Origin of the sequence: Pseudomonas sp. OV546 (genome assembly GCF_900116845.1) — a bacterium.
Classification (GTDB): domain Bacteria; phylum Pseudomonadota; class Gammaproteobacteria; order Pseudomonadales; family Pseudomonadaceae; genus Aquipseudomonas; species Aquipseudomonas petroselini.
Genome location: NZ_FPCE01000004.1, coordinates 289,483 through 307,952, shown reverse-complemented (window position 1 = coordinate 307,952; position 18,470 = coordinate 289,483). Strand labels below are relative to the sequence as shown.

Genomic DNA, 18,470 nt, shown 5'->3' with positions numbered 1-18,470 from the left:
AAGAGTTTGATGAGGTTTTAACATGGCTGAACGTCTGAATAACGACTTCCAGTTCATCGATGTCGGGCGCAAAGATCCGAAGAAGAAACTGTTGCGTCAACGCAAGAAAGAGTTCGTGGAGATCTACGAACCCTTCAAACCCCAGCACTCGGCCGACCAGGCCCACCGCTGCCTGGGGTGCGGTAACCCGTATTGCGAATGGAAGTGCCCGGTGCACAACTTCATTCCCAACTGGCTGAAATTGGTGGCCGAGGGCAACATCCTCGCCGCCGCCGAGCTGTCGCACCAGACCAACACCCTGCCGGAAGTCTGCGGCCGGGTGTGCCCGCAGGACCGTCTGTGCGAGGGTGCCTGCACCCTCAACGACGGCTTCGGCGCGGTGACCATTGGTTCGGTGGAGAAGTACATCACCGACACCGCGTTCGCCATGGGCTGGCGTCCGGACATGTCCAAGGTCAAGCCGACCGGCAAGCGCGTTGCGATCATCGGCGCGGGCCCGGCGGGCCTGGGCTGTGCCGACGTACTGGTGCGTGGCGGCGTGACCCCGGTGGTGTTCGACAAGAACCCGGAAATCGGCGGCCTGCTGACCTTCGGGATCCCCGAGTTCAAGCTGGAAAAAACCGTACTGAGCAACCGTCGTGAAGTGTTCACCGGCATGGGTATCGAGTTCCGCCTCAATACCGAAATCGGCAAAGACATCACCATGGAGCAGTTGCTTGAAGAATACGATGCCGTGTTCATGGGCATGGGCACCTACACCTACATGAAGGGCGGCTTTGCCGGTGAGGACCTGCCGGGTGTGTATGACGCGCTCGACTTCCTGATCGCCAACGTCAACCGCAACCTGGGCTTTGAAAAATCGCCGGAAGACTTCGTCGACATGAAAGGCAAGAAGGTCGTGGTACTCGGCGGTGGTGACACCGCGATGGACTGCAACCGTACGTCGATCCGCCAGGGTGCCAAGTCGGTGACCTGTGCGTATCGCCGTGACGAAGCCAACATGCCGGGCTCGCGCAAAGAGGTGAAGAACGCCAAGGAAGAAGGCGTGAAATTCCTCTACAACCGCCAGCCGATCGCTATCGTCGGTGAAGACCGCGTCGAAGGCGTGAAGGTGGTCGAGACCCGTCTCGGCGAACCGGACGCCCGTGGCCGTCGCAGCCCCGAGCCGATCCCGGGCTCCGAAGAGATCATCCCGGCCGACGCCGTGGTCATCGCTTTCGGCTTCCGCCCAAGCCCGGCGCCGTGGTTCGAGCAGTTCGAGATTCAGACCGACAGCCAGGGCCGCGTGGTTGCCCCGGAGCAAGGGAAATACAAGCACCAGACCAGCAACCCGAAGATTTTTGCGGGCGGCGATATGGTGCGCGGTTCTGACTTGGTGGTGACCGCGATCTTCGAAGGCCGTAATGCGGCCGAAGGGATCCTGGATTACCTGCAGGTCTGATCCTGATCTCAAGTTGAAATGGGATCAAACTGTGGGAGGGGGCTTGCCCCCGATAGCGGTGTATCAGTCAAAGATACTGGGACTGACACACTGCAATCGGGAGCAAGCCCCCTCCCACATTTGTTTTGCGGTGGGTTCAAGCTACCGCGACAAATTGACCCGATAGACAAAAGGCACGGCTCACTCCGTGCCTTTTGCGTCCGGCTCTGAGAAAATGCCCGTACTTTTTTTGCGGATGCCGACATGACTGCCCTCAAGAACGACCGTTTCCTTCGTGCCCTGCTCAAGCAACCCGTGGACGTCACCCCTGTGTGGATGATGCGCCAGGCCGGTCGCTACTTGCCGGAATACCGCGCCAGTCGCGCCAACGCCGGCGACTTCATGAGCCTGTGCATGAACCCGGAGTTCGCCTGCGAAGTCACGATGCAGCCGCTGGACCGCTACCCACAACTGGACGCGGCGATCCTCTTCTCCGACATCCTCACCATCCCTGACGCGATGGGCCAAGGCCTGTACTTCGAAACCGGCGAAGGCCCGCGTTTCAAAAAGGTCGTCAGCACCCTGGCCGACATCGAAGCCCTGCCGATCCCCGATCCGCACAAAGACCTCGGTTACGTGATGGACGCCGTCAGCACCATCCGCCGCGAGCTTAACGGCCGCGTGCCGCTGATTGGATTCTCCGGCAGCCCGTGGACCCTGGCCACCTACATGGTCGAAGGCGGCTCGTCGAAAGACTTCCGCAAGACCAAGGCCATGCTCTACGACAACCCGCAAGCCATGCACCTGCTGCTGGACAAGCTGGCGCAGTCAGTCACCAGTTACCTCAACGGCCAGATCATGGCCGGCGCCCAGGCGGTGCAGATCTTCGATACCTGGGGTGGCAATCTCTCGGCGGCGGCGTACCAGGAGTTCTCTCTGGCCTACATGCGCAAGATCGTCAGCGGTCTGATCCGTGAACACGAAGGCCGTAAGGTTCCGGTGATCCTGTTCACCAAGGGCGGCGGCCTGTGGCTGGAAAGCATCGCCGACGCCGGTGCCGATGCACTGGGCCTGGACTGGACCTGCGACATTGGTGAAGCTCGCCGTCGCGTTGGCGGCCAGGTCGCGCTGCAAGGCAACATGGACCCGACCGTGCTGTACGCCAAGCCGGAAGCGATCCGCACCGAAGTCGGCCGCATCCTCGCCAGCTACGGCAAGGGTACCGGGCACGTGTTCAACCTGGGCCATGGCATCACCCCGGAAGTGAACCCGGAACATGCCGGCGCCTTCCTGCGCGCAGTGCACGAACTCTCTGCGCAGTATCACGAATAACACGCAAAACAAATGTGGGAGGGGGCTTGCCCCCGATTGCAGTGTGTCAGCCAATGAATCTGGTGACTGACACACCGCTATCGGGGGCAAGCCCCCTCCCACATTAAAAGCAAGATCGCGTCAGGCCCGCACATTCCCCAACGGCGGCAACTTCGCCAACTTCAACGCCACCAGCAACGCGCCGATCAGCAGCGCGATGATGAACGCTCCAATCCCATTCCACCCGGCAAAGTGCCAGAAAAACCCGCCCGCCGTCCCCGCAATACTCGACCCCACGTAGTAGCAGAACAGGTACAGCGACGACGCCTGCCCCTTCGCCTTCACCGCGCGGCGGCCGATCCAGCTGCTGGCCACCGAGTGGGCGCCGAAGAAGCCGAAAGTGAAGATCAGCATGCCCGGCACCACCAGCCACAAGGGCGTGAACAGGGTCAGGGCCATACCGGCGAGCATCAGCACGATGGTGGCCCACAGCACACGGCGGCGACCGAGGCGGTCGGCCAGGGAGCCGATCTTCGCCGAGCTGTAGATACCCGAGAGGTACACCAGCGACAGCAGGCCCACCACGGCCTGGCTCAGGTCGTAGGGATCGGCCAGCAGGCGATAGCCGATGTAGTTGAACATCGTCACGAATGCGCCCATCAGCAGGAAGGCTTCGAGGAACAGCCACGGCAGGCCGGCGTCCTTGAAGTGCATGACAAAGCCGTCCACCAGGTTGCGCGGCTTGAGGCTGCTGGCGCGGAAGTTGCGCGATTCCGGGAGGATTTTCCAGAACACCGTCGCGGCGATCAACGCCAGGGCGCCGATGATCAACATTGCCGTGTGCCAACTGACGAAGTCGATCAACACGCCGATGATCAGGCGCCCGCTCATCCCGCCAATCGCATTGCCGCCGATGTACAAGCCCATCGCCAGGCCGATGTGCTGTGGGTGGATCTCTTCGCTCAGGTACGTCATGGCCACGGCGGCCAGGCCGCTCAATGACAAACCCACCAGCGCGCGCATGAATAAAATCCCTTCCCAGGACGGCATCAAGCCACTGGCAATCGTCGCGAGCGCTGCGCAGAACAACGCGGCGACCATCACCGGTTTACGTCCAAGGGTGTCGGAAATCGGCCCGGTAATCAGCAGGCCCAGTGCGAGCATCGCGGTGGACACGGACAGGATCAGGCTGCTTTGCGCTGCATTGATGGAAAACTCGTGGGACAGCGCCGGCATCATCGGCTGCACGCAATACAGCAGGGCAAAGGTCGCAAAACCGCCGGAGAACAGCGCCAGCACCGTGCGCATGAACATCGGTGTACCTTTTTCGATGTACGCGTCATTGAGCTGGGCCACCACCTCATCGAGGGCAGTGGGCGGGACTTCTTGAGCGAGTGGAGCGACAGCAGAATTCACGGGGACCTCGGGGAGGAAGGGCGTGCCAGGACCGGCCATGCAAAAAAGAATATAGCTGGCTAATGATTCTTTCCAATATATTGTTCGACCTGTTTGATAGCTTTTACGACCTAATGAGGCTTGCATGGAATTGCGTCACTTGCGGTACTTCATTGCCGTCGCCGAAGAACTGCACTTTGGCCGGGCTGCCCAGGTGCTGGGCATCTCGCAGCCGCCTCTGAGCCAGCAGATACAGGCGCTGGAGCAGGAGGTGGGCGCACGCTTGTTTGAGCGTACCAATCGTCGGGTTGAGCTAAGCGAGGCGGGGCGGTTGTTCCTGCATGAGGCGCGGTTGGTGCTGGCGCAGGTCGACAAGGCGGCAGATGTGGCGCGCCGGGCGCAGTTGGGTGAGCTGGGTGAATTGAAGATCGGCTTCACGTCATCGGCACCGTTTAACTCCAGCATTCCCCAAGCGATCTTTGCGTTTCGCCAGGCGTTCCCGGCAGTGCATCTCAATCTGCAAGAGATGAGCAGCACCGAAGTGGCTGATTCGCTGGTGGATGAGTCGATCCAGGTTGGACTGATGCGCCCCCTGCCGTTGCCGGATTCGCTGAGTGTGGTCGAACTGATGCGTGAGCCGCTGGTGGCCGTAATGAACGCTGGCCACCCGTTGGTAGCAGGCAGTGAGCGTGGCCTGCACCTGGCGCAGCTGGCGGAAGAACCGTTCGTTTTTTTCCCGCGCAGCTACGGCAGTGGTCTCTACGCGCAGTTGCTAAGCCTGTGCCGTGACGCCGGGTTCAGCCCGCATTTTGCCCAGGAAGCGGGGGAGGCGATGACCATCATCGGTATGGTGGCGGCGGGGCTGGGGGTATCGGTGCTGCCGGCGTCGTACCAGCGGATAAGGATCGATGGCGTGGTGTATCGCACGTTGCTGGACCAGGAGGCGATGACGGCGGTGTGGCTGGTGCAGCGAAAAGGCGCGCAGACACCGATGGCTGCGGCGTTTGTGGAGTTGTTAACGCGCAAGGCTATCCAATAACCTCCTGCAATTAGGCTGTTGTGGTGAGCGAGCTTGCTCGCGCTGGGCTGCGTAGCGGCCCCAAAGATCTTGGGAGCGCTTCGCACTCCAGCGCGGGGCAAGCCCGCTCACCACAGTGTTGTGCCAGGTTTTGGTTTTATTTCGAAGTACCGGTCTGCTCAAACAACTGCGCCGCCGTCCCCGCCTCATTCACGCCATTACTGCGCAACCCCGCCATGATGTCGCTGTCCAGATTGTTCACCCAACGGTTGTAGTTGCGATGGATCTTGCCGTCCTTGTAGCCCAGTTCGCGGCTGTCGCGGTAGGTGATCGCGTAGCTGTTGCGGGTGTAGCGGATGTCGATGGCCGCGTAGTACTGGTTACGCACGTTGATCTCGGCCTGCACCAGTTGCGGGCTCAGGCGTTGAACCGTCCATTCGCGTTTTTGCAGGGCGTTGACGATCACCGTTTTCATTTTTTCTTCGCTGACCTGGGCGTTGGCCGGCAGGTCGTGCTGGGTGTTGAGGATCGGCTTGCTGGTGCAGCCGGCGGTGACCAGCAGGGCCAGGGTGATCAGGGTGATGCGTAGCAAGGAAGACATTCCGTATTCTCCAATCGATTAAAAAGTCAGGACCAGCGGCGGAAGATCAGCGACGTGTTGACGCCGCCAAAGGCAAAGTTGTTGTTCATCACGTAGTCGTGGTGCATCTCGCGGAATTCACCTTGCAGGTAATCCAGCTCGCCGCATTGCGGGTCTACCGAATCCAGGTTGAAGGTGTGCACGTACTGGTCGCGGTTCATCATCTCGATGCTGAACCAAGACTCCAGCGCACCGCAGGCGCCCAGGGTGTGGCCGAGAAAGCTTTTCTGCGAACTGATGGGCATTCGGCTGCCGAACAGGCTACTGGTCGCCAGCGTTTCGGCGATGTCGCCTTGGTCGGTGGCGGTGCCATGACCGTTCACGTAGCCGATCGCGGAAGGCTCAAGCCCGGCATCTTCCAGGGCGAGCTCCATCGCGCGGCGCATGGTTTTCTGTTCCGGGCGGGTGGTGTGCTGGCCGTCGGCGTTGCTGCCAAAGCCGACAATCTCGGCGTGGATATGCGCACCGCGCGCCAGGGCGTGTTCCAGTTCTTCGAGCACCAGCATGCCGCCGCCTTCACCGATCACCAGGCCATCGCGGCCGCTGTCGTACGGGCGTGGGCTGGTTTGCGGCGCGTCGTTTTTCAGGCTGGTGGCGTAGAGTGCGTCGAACACCATGGCTTCGGTGGGGCACAGCTCTTCGGCGCCGCCGGCGAGCATCAACGGCAGGCGGCCGAACTTGATCGCCTCATAGGCATAGCCGATGCCCTGGCTGCCGCTGGTGCAGGCGCTGGAGGTAGGGATCAGCCGCCCGGTGAGGCCAAAGAAGATGCTGATATTTGCCGCTGTGGTGTGCGGCATCATGCGCACGTAGGAGTTGGCGTTCAGCCCCTCGGCGACTGAGTTCAGCAGCATATTGCCGAACGCCTTGATCTCGTCGGTGCTGCCGGTGGACGAGCCACAGGCCACGCCCATGCGTCCGTCCTTGATCGACTCGTCGCCGAGCAAGCCGGCGTCCCGCAACGCCTGCTCCGCCGCCCACACCGCCAGGCGCGAGACGCGGCCCATGCTGCGCAGTTGCTTGCGCGTCCAATGGGCGGGCACGACGAAATCGTCGATCGGCCCGGCCAGGCGCGTGTTCAATTCGGTAAAGCGGTCCCACTCATCCATGCGGCGGATGCCGCTGCGGTTGGCGCGAAAGTTGGCCGAGATGGTCTCCCAATCGCCGCCCAGGGAGGTCATGCCGGCCATGCCGGTGACGACGACGCGTTTCATCAGCACAGGCCTCCATTCACGGCCAGGACCTGGCGCGTGATATAGCCCGCCTCGGCCGACATCAGGAAATTCACCGCGCCGGCCACCTCTTCCGGGGTGCCCATGCGCTGCGCCGGGATCATCTTCATCAGCTCTTCCACGGGCACGTTTTCATCCAGCATCGCCGTGTCGATCAAACCGGGAGCCACGCAATTGACGGTGATCTTGCGTTTGCCCAGCTCAATGGCCAGGGCCTTGGCTGCGCCAATCAGGCCGGCTTTCGAGGCGCTGTAATTGACCTGGCCGCGGTTGCCGATCAAACCGGAAACCGACGTAATGCAGACGATACGCCCGGCCGCGCGACGACGAATCATCGGCATTATCACCGGGTGCAGCACGTTGTAGAAACCGTCGAGGTTGGTGCGCATCACCACGTCCCAATCCTCTTCCGACAGGGCCGGAAACGCACCGTCACGGGTCAGGCCGGCGTTGAGCACCACGCCGTAATAGGCGCCATGTTGCTCCACATCCGCCTCAAGGATTTCCTTGCACAGCGCGCGATCCGCCACATCGAATTGCAACACCCGCGCCTGGCGGCCCAGGGCTTCAACCTCAGCCTGCACCGCATCGGCGTCGGCACGGCCGCTGCGGCAGTGCAGCACGATGTCATGCCCGGCCTGGGACAGGCGCAGCGCGATGGCGCGGCCGATGCCACGGCTGGAGCCGGTGACCAGTACGGATTCAGTCATGGCGTTACGTCCTTCGATTCTTCTAAATAATTGGCCGCCTGGGGCGGTCGAAATACATTCAAGCGGGCGCTGGCCTGGATACCGTCACCGGTCAGGTGACATTCGAACACACCCATGCCGTTGTCGTCTTCCAGGGATCGCAGGCCGTGGATGCTCAGCTCGGTGCCTGCCGGGAAAGACGCCACGTTGCATTCGAACTTACGTGTGCCGAGCAGGAAGCCCAGCGCCACGGCTTGACCTTTCTGGCGCGCGTGGCAACCGGCGTAGGCGGCGACGCTTTGCGCCATCAACTCGATGCCGACCCAAGCCGGCAGGCTGCCGTCCGGGCGGTTGAACAGGCCGCCGGGCTTGACGAGGGTGCAGGTGCGGATCTGCTCTTCATCGAACGACAGCACCTGGTCGATCAGGATCATGTCGCCCGCGTGGGGCAGCAGTTCGGCGAGTGGCCAATCGATCATGGGGCCTCTCCGATAATCAGGCTGACATTGTTGCCGCCGAAGGCAAACGAGTTGCTCATCAGGCAGCGTTTTTCCAGGGTGGCGCCGGCGGTAGCCCAGTGCAAGGCGGGCAGCGCGGGGTCGGGCTGGCCGTCCCACACATGCGGCGGCAGCCGATTGTGAACCAGGCTCAACCAGCAGAACGCCGCTTCCAGCGCGCCGGCTGCACCCAGGGTGTGGCCGCTCATGGGTTTGGTCGACGAGCACGCCACCCCTTCCGGGAACAGGCGGGCGACGGCCAGGCTTTCCATGGCGTCGTTGTGCTGGGTGGCGGTGCCGTGCAGGTTCAGGTAACCGATCTGCCCAGGCTGCAATTTGGCGCTGGCCAGGGCCTTGCGCATGGATTGCAATGCGCCTTTGCCGGTAGGCTCGGGGGCGGAGATATGGTGCGCATCGCAACTGGCGCCGCTGCCCAGCAGGGCGATGGGCGCAGGCTCTTTGCTCATCAGAAACAGCACCGCCGCTTCGCCGATGTTGATGCCGTCGCGGTTCACCGAAAACGGCTTGCAGCGCTCGTTCGACACCGCTTCCAGTGAGCTGAAACCGTTAAGCGTCAGCTTGCACAGGCTGTCGACGCCGCCGCAGATCACCGCATCGCACACGCCCAAGTCCAGCAGGCGCTGGGCACTCATCAACGCGCGGGCGCTGGACGTGCAGGCGGTGGAGATCACATAGGCCGGGCCGCTCAATTGCAGCCAGTCGACGAGGAAATTCGCCGGGGCGCTGAGCTCCTGTTGCTGGTAGTCGTAGTCGTTGGGGAACTGATGGTCGCGCAGGTAATGGGCGATGCCGCGACTGGCCTCATCGATTCCCGAGGTGCTGGTGCCCAGCACAATACCGACCCGCGCTGCGCCGTGGCGCTGGATCGCCAGGCGGATCTCGCCCTCGATCTGCAAAGCGGCCTCCAGCAGCAACTGGTTATTGCGACTGCTTTGCTGGCCCAATTCGGGCGGGATGGTTGCCAAGTCGCCTTTCACGGCGCCCACCGGCAACACGCGCTCCGGCACCCAGCCGCTTTCGGGGCGCATGCCAGAGCAGTCGCCGGCAAACAGGCTGCGGCTGACCTCGTCCTGGCCACGACCGAGGGCGCAGATCACGCCGAGGGCGTTGAGGTAGGCGCTCATCGGGCCGCTCCAAGTGGCGTGATGCGATAGCTCAACGGCTGCCCGCTGATGTTCACGCGAAAGACCTCAGACGATTGATACACGATCTGCCAACGGCCCGGCAGAGTGCGCGTCAAGTCCATCGCCTGCGCGCTGGGGTACAGCGCGCGCAGGTCATCCGGCGAGGTCAGCGCGAACAGCAACGCGGCAAACAACTCACGGGCCTGGGGATTGGGCGGCAGCAAGCCATCGGCCTGCCATTCGCCATTGATCAGCTTCTGACGGGCCTGGGGGATGCCCAGCGGGTCCATCATAGACCAACGAATGCCCGCGCCTTCGCGCTGGATCACCAGCAGCCAGTCCTGGCTCTGGCCGTCGGCCAGGCGCTGCACATGCAGTTGCAGCGGCAAGGCCAGGGTTGGGGGTTTCTCGGGCAGCGGCGGTTGGCTGGCGCAGGCGCTCAGCAGCAACAGGCAACCGATCAAGAGCCAGCGCATCATGGTGCGGCACCCGCCAAGGGTTTGCGTGCCACGCAGTTGACCAGGGTTTCTTCGCGCTGGCCCACCGGCGGCGCCTTGCGCAGGCCCCAGCGTTCCAGCAGGCCGAAGTCGCTGGAGCGGCTCCACCACAAGTACGGGTACGAGACGTTCTGTGGGCCGAATTCAAAACCCTGCTCGCGGAGCATCTCCAGGTATTCTTCGGCGCTTTTTTGCACATGCATTGGGTGGCGGAACAGCCAGCGGATTACCCAGGTGTCGATATAGGCTTCGGTGGATTCGGCAAACAACAGATAGCCGCCGGGCTTGAGCACGCGGTAGAACTCTTTGAGGGCGCGGTGCTGTTCAACCAGATGGTGGAAGGTCTGGTGGCAGAACAGGATGTCGACGCTGGCGTCCGGCACGTCGAGGGTGGCGCAGTCGCTGCCGATCAGTTCTACGCTCAAGCCTTGGCGCGTGGCCTCAACCTGGCTCAACGCCAGGCTGTGGGGGTCGGCGTCCAGGCCTATCAACCGTGAAGGCGCAAATACCTGCTGCAACAGCGTGAAGGATTTGCCTTGTCCGCAACCGGCATCCAGCAATACCGGCGCCTCAGGCAATGGCTCCGTGAACAGGCTGCGCAAGTCGTTGATCGCCACGCGCAACACGCGATGCTGCCAGGTGTGACTGCGCAGGAACCAGAGGCCGAATTTGGTTTCTTCGACGTAGTGCTTACTTAAATAGTTTTTATCAAGAGTAGGACTGCTCATACCGGCTCACTCGCACAAATCTCCGACAACATCCGCAACCGCCGCTTGGGCTCACTCACAAACGGGTTGCGCTCATCCCACGCGTAGCCGGCGAGGATCGCACTGATCATCCGACGAATCTCCGGCGAGCTGCTCGGATGGAAAATCACATCCTGGAAGGTCCCGGCGTACCAGCCTTCGACGTAGCAGCGGAAGGTGTCGACGCCACGCTTCAATGGCTCGGCAAATTCGGTTTGCCAGTCCACGGTCTCGCCGTTGAGCTGACGGTGCAGCACACCGGCCGCCATGCTCGCCGAACGCATGGCGATGGTCACCCCGGAAGAGAAGACTGGGTCGAGGAACTCCGCTGCGTTGCCCAGCAGTGCAAAGCCCGGCCCGTGCAGGCTTTTGACATTGGCCGCGTAGCCGCCGATGGTCCGCGCCGGTGTATCCCATACCGCGTTTTTCAGCACGCCGGACAGGCTTGGGGTTTCGTCGATAAAACCGCGCAGGCAGGCGTCGAGGTCACTGTCGCGGCCGTCGAAGTGCTGTTTGGCCGCGACCACACCCACCGAGCAGCGACCGTTGCTGAACGGGATGGTCCAGAACCAGATATCGCGCTGCGTAGGATGGGTGGTGACCAGAATCTTGGTGCGATCGAAGCCTGGGTGTTCGATGCGGTCCTCGACGTGGGTGAACACCGCCTGGCGCACCGGAAAGTCCGACGGCACGTCCAGCTCCAGCAGGCGCGGCAGCACGCGGCCGTAGCCGCTGGCATCCAGCACGAACTTGGCCTTGAGGTGATACTCGCTGCCGTTTTCGCGGCGCACGTGCAGGTAGCGGGATTCGCCTTTGAAATCCACGCCGACGATGGTTTCGCCATAGCGGATTTCCACACCCTGCAGCGCGGCCTGATCGGCCAGCAGCTTGTCGAACTCGCCGCGCTGGACTTGGAAGGTGGTGGGCTTGCCGTTGCTGAACGTATCGCCGAAATCAAACGCGCTGTAGCGCTCGCCCCAGGCGAACGCAGCACCGGTTTTCACCTGGAAACCCGCGGCCTGCACGGCCTCCAGCATGCCGGCTTCTTCGATAAAGTCGATGCAGTGGGACAGCAGGCTTTCGCCAATCGAGAACCGCGGGAAATGCTGGCGCTCGACGATCAATACATCATGCCCTTTGCGCTTGAGCAGCGCGGCGGCGATGGCCCCGGAGGGGCCGGCACCGATCACCACCACCTGGCGACGTTCCATTTCAACTGTGGGCACGAGGGCTCCTTGCCACATTGGCGATAATCACATTCATAAGGCGTGCTTCTGTTGCCCGGCCCAAGGCGCCAGCATAAAGCTGAATGCCAGGCCGAGGCTGACCGATAAGCCGAAATTACTCACTGCCGGCGTGCTGGACACCGCCAGCAGGCCAAACGACAACCAGGTCGTCAGCGCCGCCAGCAATGTGCCCAACAGGCTGACCGCAGGGCCGCCGATTTGCTCGCGCATCAGGATCGCGTAGTCGACGCTGATGGCCGTGACCAACAGCAGGCCGAACAGGCTGAACAGCGTCAGCGGCTGGCCCAGCCAGCCGAGGCTGGCCAGGCTGCACAGGGCTGCCAGCAGCGGCAGGGCGACAATGCGCAAGGCGCCGCCGAAGCCGAATGGCAGGATCAACAGCAGCACGATCAGCACGCACGACATCAACTTCAATTCGGCGGCGCTGATCTGCGTGTCGGCGAACACGCGGTTCAAGTCGCCCAGACGGTCGACCAATTGCACGCCCGGCAAATCCAGCGCTTGCACCCGCAGCAGCGCCGGGTTGTTCAAGCCCTGCAGACTGACCATCGCCGCCACGCCGCCGTCGACCGGACCAAGCCACAGGGTGCGCCAAGGTTCGGCCAACGGGCCCACCAGTGCGCTGTCGATGTCTTCGGTGGGCAGCGCTTGCAGTTGCGCCACTTCGGCTTGCAGGGCGCTGGCGGGGACGCCGAGGTCCAGCAGCGGCTGCCAATGTTCCGGGAGTTTATTCAGCGCATCACGCAGCTGTTGTTGCTCGGCGGGCAGGCTGACCAGTTGGTTGAGCGCCAGGTAGCCCTGGAGTTTGTCCATGTTCACCAACTGATCCAGGCGCTGGCCCAAGGCTGCCTGGCGCTCCAGCAACTGCTGCTGATTGTCCGCGCGTACCAGGAAGAACTGGCTGGTGGGCTGGAACCCGGTAATGCGTGCCACGGCCTGCGCTTCCTGCAGCAATTGCGGCGGTGCACCGATCCATTGGCGAATGTCGTTTTTGCTGTTCAGGTGCCACAGGCCGCCCGCGCAAAACAGCAGCAGCAACGCCAGCAGGACGGGGCTCGGCACGCGCTTGAGTAACGAGGCGCGTACCAGCCACAGGCATTCAGCGATGCGCAGCGGCCATTGCGCCGGGCGCAGTTCGACACCCTTGAGCAGCGCCGGCAACAGGCACACGGCAGACAGGTACGCACCGACCAGGCCGGCAGCGGAGAACACTGCAATCTGGGTCAGTGCCGGGAACGGCGTCCAGGCCAGCGCCAGGTAACCGATGCAACTGGTCGCCAGGCTCAGGCTCAGTCCCGGCAGCGTCAGACGCAACGCCGGCCAACTGCGCCACGGCTGCAGGCTCCAGCTTTTCGACAGATAGTGCAGCGGGTAATCCACCGCCACGCCGATCAGGCTGGAACCCAATACCAAGGTCATCACATGCATATGGCCGAACAGTGCCACACAGGCCACCGCGCCAAACAGCATGCCCACCAGCACCGGCACAAAGGCCAGCAGCACGCGCCAGCGCCGGAACGCAAGCAACAGCAACAACAGGATGCCGACGGTAGCGCCGCCGCCCACCCAGGTGATTTCCCGCGTGGCCTGCTGCTGGCCATTGGCGGCGTAGAGCAAGCCGCTGGCGGCGAGCAATTGCGCGCCTTGCCCGCTGGCCTGTTCGCGGCTGACCTGGAGCAGGTCTGCCACGTGCAGCGGCAGTGTCATGTCGAAGGCATTGCCGGTGGTGCGTGCACGCAGTAGCACCCAGCTTTTGCCGTCGGCATCGGCGATCAACGCGCCGCTGCCGATATCCAGTTGCACCGAGCCGTGTTGCGGCTGGCTGTTCTGGATACGCCCGGTCAGGCCCAGCCAGTCGTCCTGGCTCGGCACCAGGCTGAACCCGGTGAAGGGGTCGAACAGCGCTTGTACGCGCTGCTGGATAAACGCGTCGGGCTGTTTAACCAGTTGCTCACGGTCCTTGGCCGAGAGCATCGCCAGGCGGCCGCGCAGCAATTGCTCGCGCAGCGCCGGCAAGTCGGCTTGCAGGTTCCACTGCACCTTTTCAAACAGCCCACTGGCCTGCCAGCGCTCGCCTAACTGTTGCGCCACGGCGACGGCTTGCTGGCGGTCGGCATGCCCCACCAACACCAACATCTCGCGGTTCAGCGGCTCTTGCATGCGCTGTTCGGCTTGCTGTTCCAAGGCGTCCGGCGTGTTGCCCGGCACCAGTTCCATCAGGTTGGCCGACAAGGGCGCACCGTGGCGCCACTGCCAGCCGGCCAGGGCAAGCACGGCCACCAGCAGGATCAGGAACAGGCGGGGCAGCAGGCGTTCACTGGGCAAAATCGTGTTGCTCCGCTTCGCTCAACGGCAGGTCGGCGTGGCTGTCCTGCATGCGCAGCACGGTGCTGTCGCCCTGGGTTTCCAGCAATTCGATGTTCTGCACCAGGTCGCCACCGTCGATATTGATCTGGGTGAACACCTGCTTGAGCAGCAGCGAGCGCGGGACCAGGGTCAATGTCCATTGCTTGGCCTCGCCTTGCAGGTGCAATTCGAAGTCACGCTGCAAGCCGCTGCTGTCACCCTGCAGCACCGCAAGGAACAGGCGGTTCTGTTCGGCGCCGGCGCTCTTGTTCGGCAGCAGTTGCCAGCCGTTGGCGTCGCGGCGGGCAATACCTTGGGCGCTGATGCGGTAGTCCTGTTGCAGCGGGGTCTTCAGCAGCCACAGCAGGCCGTGGTCCTTGGCGAGCACGAAGGTGCCTTTGCTGACCAGCGGCTGGGGCAGGGCACGCAGGTGTTTTTCCTGGGTGAAGCTGCCGTGGATCACTGAGGGTTTTGCAAGTTGGTCGCTCAGTTGTTGCAAGTCAAAAGCATGTGCACTAAAGCTCAGGAAAAAACCGATCAAAAATGTGGGAGCGGGCTTGCCCGCGATGAGCCTGAGGGCGCTGCGTAGTGTCCGGCGGATCGCGTTATCGTTGAAGTCCATCGGGGGCAAGTCGAGTCGTCGCACCGCCCCTCCCACATGTAATTTCATTTCAGGGCCCTTTCGACGGCGTTGGTGAAGACTTTGGGGGAAGCCAGTTGCATCTCGCGCGTGGCGATTTCAACCGCGACTTGCACGGTGCTGGCACGGGTCAAACGCTCGCCACTGGCGAGGTCGGTGATCAGGTAATTAACCTTCAAGCGGTTCTCCCACTCCACCAGGCTGGCGCGCACGTTGATCGTCTGGCCGAACACGGCGCCGCGCACGTAGCGCAGTTGCATGTCGATCACCGGCCAGGCGTAGCCCGATTCGAGCATCGCCGTGTAGTTGTGGCCGATCTTGTCCAGCAGCGCGCAGCGCGCCACTTCCAGGTACTTCACGTAGTGCCCGTGCCACACGACGTTCATGGTGTCGACGTCAAAAAACGGCACGAGGATTTCGGTGTCGCTGTGCAACACGCCCTGGCTACGCATGCAGCCTCCAGTGTTGCTCGGCGATGCGTTGCAGGCACAGGCGCAGTTCGCCTTCCAGCGCGCGGTCTTCGATGACCGGCGGGAAGTCCTTGGCCAGTTCGTCATGCATGGCGGCCAGGGCTGGCGGCAGCGGGCGCGCCTCCTCGGCCTGGGCCCGCAGCCACACGCCTTGGTTGGCGGCGAGCAGGGTTGCGGCGGCGACCTGTTCGGTCAGTTCCAGTACGCGGATCGCATCGCGGGCGGCGATGGTGCCCATGCTCACCTTGTCCTGGTTGTGGCACTCGGTGGAGCGCGAGAACACGCTGGCCGGCATGGTGTTTTTCAAGGCTTCGGCGGTCCAGGCGCTGGTGCCGATCTGCACCGCCTTGAAGCCGTGGTTGATCATTGCGCGGTCCGCCGGGGCGCCGGACAGGTTGCTCGGCAGGCCATGGTTGTAACGCACGTCCACCAGCAGCGCGAGTTGGCGGTCCAGCAGGTCGGCGACGTTGGCGACCAGGGTCTTGAGGCTGTCCATCGCAAAAGCGATATGCCCGCCGTAGAAGTGCCCACCGTGCAGCACGCGTTCTTCTTCGGCGTCGATGATCGGGTTGTCGTTGGCGCTGTTCAGCTCGATTTCGATAAACGAGCGCAGCCAGTTCAGGCTGTCCGCCAATACGCCGAGCACGTGGGGCGCGCAACGCAGTGAGTAACGGTCCTGCAGGCGATGCAGCGGCGCGGTCGGCGCATCGATCGCCAGGTCCTTGCGCAGCCAGGCGGCGACCTGCATCTGCCCTGGGTGCGGCTTGGCGGCGAACAGGCGCTCGTCGAAGTGCTCCGGGTTGCCTTGCAGCGCCACCACGTTCAACGCGGTAATGCGCGTGGCCAGTTGCAGCAGGTAGTCGGCGCGGGCGAAGGCCAGGCACGCCAGGCCGGTCATCACGGCGGTGCCGTTCATCAGCGCCAGGGCTTCCTTGGGGCGCAGGACCAGCGGCTCCCAACCCAGCTCACGGTGCACGTCGGCCGCCTGGCGACGTTCGCCACGGAACATCACTTCGCGTTCGCCGGACAGGGTCGCAGCCACATAGGACAGCGGCGTCAGGTCGCCGCTGGCGCCGACCGAGCCTTCTTCCGGGATCAGCGGCAGTACGTCGTGCTCAAGGAACGCATGCAGGCGCTCCAGCAACTCCACGCGCACACCGGAAACGCCGTGGCACAGCGACTGCAACCGTGCGGCCAGCACCGCGCGGGTGGCTTGGGCATCGAGCAACTTGCCCAGGCCGCAACCGTGGAAGGTGTACAAATGACGGGGCAGGGCCTCGACGTGCTGCAACGGCACCGCCACCACGCAAGAGTCGCCGTAGCCGGTGGTGACGCCGTAGATCACGCCTTCCTTGTCCAGCAGCGAGTCGAGGAACTGCGCGCCTTTGGCAATGCGTTGGCGATACGCGGCGTCGCCCTGCAATTGGGTCGGCGCCTGACGGTTGGCCAGGGCCAGTACGTCTTCGATGCGCAAGGCGCGTTCGCCAAAGGTTACCGGCTCAAGATGCGTCGTCATCGGTCTTCCAGAAAGGGTAAAAGTTGAACCATTGTTGGGGCGCTTCCAGGCAGAACTGGCCCAGGCGTGCGGCGTAGTGCGCGGTCCACAGGGCGATGACCTGCTCGCGGGTGTTGCGTTTCCATTCGATCGATTCGGCGAAAGGCTCAATGCTCAGGCGATAGCGGCTTTTGTGCTTGAGGCACATCAGCAGGTTCACTGGGCATTTGAGCAAACCGGCCAGCAGCCACGGGCCTTGAGGGAAGGCGGCGTCATGGCCGAGGAAGTCCACGCGCACCGTGCGCCCGCCATGCAGTGGCACGCGGTCGCCGGCGATGGCCAGCCATTCGCCGTCGTCCAGGCGCTGGCTGAGCAGCAGCATGGTGGCCGGGTCCAGCTCGCTGACCTGGATCAGGCGCAAGTGGGTGGCGCCGGCTTCGCCCAGCAGGCGGTTGAATTGCTCGGCGTGCTTGGTGTGCACCAGCACGTTCATGGTGACTTGTTCACCGATCTCGGCGAGCGCGCGACACACTTCGAGGTTGCCCAGGTGTGCACCCACCAGCATCTGCCCGCGCCCGCCGCGCAGCTTCCCGCGCAATTGCGCCGGGTCGTTGATCTCGATCTGTTCCAGGCGCAGCTTGCCGTTCCACACGTCGAGTTTGTCGAGCAGTGAATCGGCAAACGCCATGAATTGGCCGAAGACTTTCCAGTGGGTGGGCCGCAGTTCCTCGCGCCCGCTCCACTCGGCCAGGCGCTGCTGGTATTGCCAGGCGCTCCGGCGTGCGGTGCGGCCGAACAGGAAAAAATACAACACGATGCCGTACAACAGCGGGCTCAACACGCGGCGGCCAAGGACCTTGGCGGCAAAGGCGGTGAGCTTCATCAGCCGGTAGCTGCCGCGCTCTTCGCGGTCGGCCCAGTGCTTGGTGCTGTCGCTCATGCCTGCCACCGTCGCCACAGGATCATCGGCGCGCGCACCAGCATGCCGAAGAACAACCGGGTGTGCATCGCCGAGATGCGCACGTTGTCCCGGAACAGGCGGAAGTGCGACAGGCCATCGGCGGGGTAGTGCACCTGGGTCGGCAGCCAGCGCATCGGCTGGTTGCGCCAGGCCAGGCGCACCAGGATGTCCGAGTCGAAATCCATGTGCGTGCCGATGTAGGCCGAGTCCATCAGCGCCAGCACCGGCGCCAGCGGGTAGACGCGAAAGCCGCACATCGAGTCGCGGATCTGCAACGACAGGGTGTTGATCCACACCCACACGTGGGTCAAGTAGCGCGCGTACAGGCGGCCTTTGGGCACGCTGTCGTCGTATTCCGGGTAGCCGCAGATGATCGCGTCGGGGTGCCGGCGCGAGGTGTCGATAAAGGTCTCGACTTCGCGCAGGTCGTGCTGGCCGTCGGCGTCGACTTGCAAGGCATGGCTGAAGCCCTGGCGTGCGGCTTCGCGGAAACCGGCCATGACGGCGCCGCCCTTGCCCTGGTTGCTTGGCAGGGTCAGCAGGGTGACGTTATCCAGGGTCGCCAATTGCGCCAGCACGGCGGCGCAGGCCGGGCTGCTGCCGTCGTCGACCAGCAGGCAGGGCAGGCCGCTGCTCAACAGGCTGTGGACCACGGCGGGTACGGCGGCTTCGTGGTTGTAGACCGGGATCAGGGCGCAGGGGTTATGCATGAAATGGCCCC

Annotated in this window: 18 protein-coding genes; 3 read left to right on the top strand and 15 right to left on the bottom strand. The window is 63.3% G+C overall.

The window, feature by feature from the left end; translation table 11 throughout:
- The first annotated feature begins 22 nt into the window (after positions 1-22).
- Positions 23-1,441 (top strand): FAD-dependent oxidoreductase, encoded by a 1,419-nt coding sequence (locus BM403_RS11775; RefSeq protein WP_012721819.1) that lies wholly within the window; start codon positions 23-25, stop codon positions 1,439-1,441.
- A 243-nt stretch (positions 1,442-1,684) separates the two neighbouring features.
- Positions 1,685-2,752, top strand: a complete 1,068-nt coding sequence (gene hemE / locus BM403_RS11770) for a uroporphyrinogen decarboxylase (protein WP_012721820.1) — start codon at positions 1,685-1,687, stop codon at positions 2,750-2,752.
- A 120-nt stretch (positions 2,753-2,872) separates the two neighbouring features.
- Here the strand turns inward: hemE and BM403_RS11765 are convergent, their stop codons facing one another.
- The gene (locus BM403_RS11765) at positions 2,873-4,147 is read right to left on the bottom strand and encodes an MFS transporter (protein ID WP_012721821.1); all 1,275 of its coding nucleotides are present in this window, start codon (positions 4,145-4,147) and stop codon (positions 2,873-2,875) included.
- 124 nt (positions 4,148-4,271) lie between these two features.
- On the opposite strand from BM403_RS11765, the gene BM403_RS11760 reads away from it, so the two are divergent.
- Positions 4,272-5,165, top strand: coding sequence for a LysR family transcriptional regulator (locus tag BM403_RS11760; RefSeq protein WP_093542885.1), 894 nt, complete (start codon positions 4,272-4,274; stop codon positions 5,163-5,165).
- A 136-nt stretch (positions 5,166-5,301) separates the two neighbouring features.
- On the opposite strand, the gene BM403_RS11755 is transcribed toward BM403_RS11760, so the two are convergent.
- Genes BM403_RS11755 through BM403_RS11690 form a run of 14 tightly spaced genes read right to left on the bottom strand, consistent with a single transcriptional unit; the run spans position 5,302 to position 18,459 of the window.
- On the bottom strand, positions 5,302-5,745 hold the full coding sequence (locus BM403_RS11755; protein ID WP_093542883.1) for a hypothetical protein: 444 nt from the start codon (positions 5,743-5,745) through the stop codon (positions 5,302-5,304).
- A 26-nt stretch (positions 5,746-5,771) separates the two neighbouring features.
- Positions 5,772-6,998 carry a beta-ketoacyl-ACP synthase gene (locus BM403_RS11750; RefSeq protein ID WP_093542881.1) on the bottom strand — a complete coding sequence of 409 codons (1,227 nt, stop codon included), beginning with the start codon at positions 6,996-6,998 and terminating at the stop codon, positions 5,772-5,774.
- Complete coding sequence (locus BM403_RS11745; RefSeq protein WP_093542879.1) at positions 6,998-7,726, bottom strand: 3-ketoacyl-ACP reductase FabG2; 729 nt, start codon at positions 7,724-7,726, stop codon at positions 6,998-7,000. Before BM403_RS11745 ends, BM403_RS11750 begins: the two co-directional genes overlap by 1 nt.
- Positions 7,723-8,184, bottom strand: a complete 462-nt coding sequence (locus tag BM403_RS11740) for a hotdog family protein (protein ID WP_012721826.1) — start codon at positions 8,182-8,184, stop codon at positions 7,723-7,725. Before BM403_RS11740 ends, BM403_RS11745 begins: the two co-directional genes overlap by 4 nt.
- A complete protein-coding gene (locus tag BM403_RS11735) occupies positions 8,181-9,347 on the bottom strand; it encodes a beta-ketoacyl-[acyl-carrier-protein] synthase family protein (RefSeq protein WP_046033869.1) in 1,167 nt (388 codons plus the stop codon). Before BM403_RS11735 ends, BM403_RS11740 begins: the two co-directional genes overlap by 4 nt.
- Positions 9,344-9,826 carry a hypothetical protein gene (locus BM403_RS11730; RefSeq protein WP_046033870.1) on the bottom strand — a complete coding sequence of 161 codons (483 nt, stop codon included), beginning with the start codon at positions 9,824-9,826 and terminating at the stop codon, positions 9,344-9,346. The genes BM403_RS11735 and BM403_RS11730 overlap by 4 nt, the downstream gene beginning before the upstream one ends.
- Positions 9,823-10,572: a class I SAM-dependent methyltransferase gene (locus tag BM403_RS11725; RefSeq protein WP_012721829.1), complete on the bottom strand. Its 750-nt coding sequence runs from the start codon at positions 10,570-10,572 to the stop codon at positions 9,823-9,825. Before BM403_RS11725 ends, BM403_RS11730 begins: the two co-directional genes overlap by 4 nt.
- Positions 10,569-11,816, bottom strand: a complete 1,248-nt coding sequence (locus tag BM403_RS11720; RefSeq protein ID WP_012721830.1) for an NAD(P)/FAD-dependent oxidoreductase — start codon at positions 11,814-11,816, stop codon at positions 10,569-10,571. Before BM403_RS11720 ends, BM403_RS11725 begins: the two co-directional genes overlap by 4 nt.
- A 33-nt stretch (positions 11,817-11,849) precedes the next feature.
- Positions 11,850-14,162: an MMPL family transporter gene (locus BM403_RS11715; protein ID WP_012721831.1), complete on the bottom strand. Its 2,313-nt coding sequence runs from the start codon at positions 14,160-14,162 to the stop codon at positions 11,850-11,852.
- The gene (locus BM403_RS11710) at positions 14,152-14,805 is read right to left on the bottom strand and encodes an outer membrane lipoprotein carrier protein LolA (protein ID WP_064054042.1); all 654 of its coding nucleotides are present in this window, start codon (positions 14,803-14,805) and stop codon (positions 14,152-14,154) included. Before BM403_RS11710 ends, BM403_RS11715 begins: the two co-directional genes overlap by 11 nt.
- Positions 14,806-14,849: 44 nt before the next feature.
- Entirely contained in the window at positions 14,850-15,275 is a 426-nt protein-coding gene (locus tag BM403_RS11705; protein ID WP_064054041.1) for an acyl-CoA thioesterase, read from the bottom strand.
- Complete coding sequence (hutH, locus tag BM403_RS11700) at positions 15,268-16,809, bottom strand: HAL/PAL/TAL family ammonia-lyase (RefSeq protein WP_093542877.1); 1,542 nt, start codon at positions 16,807-16,809, stop codon at positions 15,268-15,270. Before hutH ends, BM403_RS11705 begins: the two co-directional genes overlap by 8 nt.
- Positions 16,793-17,728, bottom strand: coding sequence for an LpxL/LpxP family acyltransferase (locus BM403_RS11695; protein WP_043204670.1), 936 nt, complete (start codon positions 17,726-17,728; stop codon positions 16,793-16,795). Before BM403_RS11695 ends, hutH begins: the two co-directional genes overlap by 17 nt.
- Positions 17,725-18,459, bottom strand: coding sequence for a glycosyltransferase family 2 protein (locus tag BM403_RS11690; protein WP_046033875.1), 735 nt, complete (start codon positions 18,457-18,459; stop codon positions 17,725-17,727). Before BM403_RS11690 ends, BM403_RS11695 begins: the two co-directional genes overlap by 4 nt.
- Positions 18,460-18,470 lie beyond the last annotated feature (11 nt).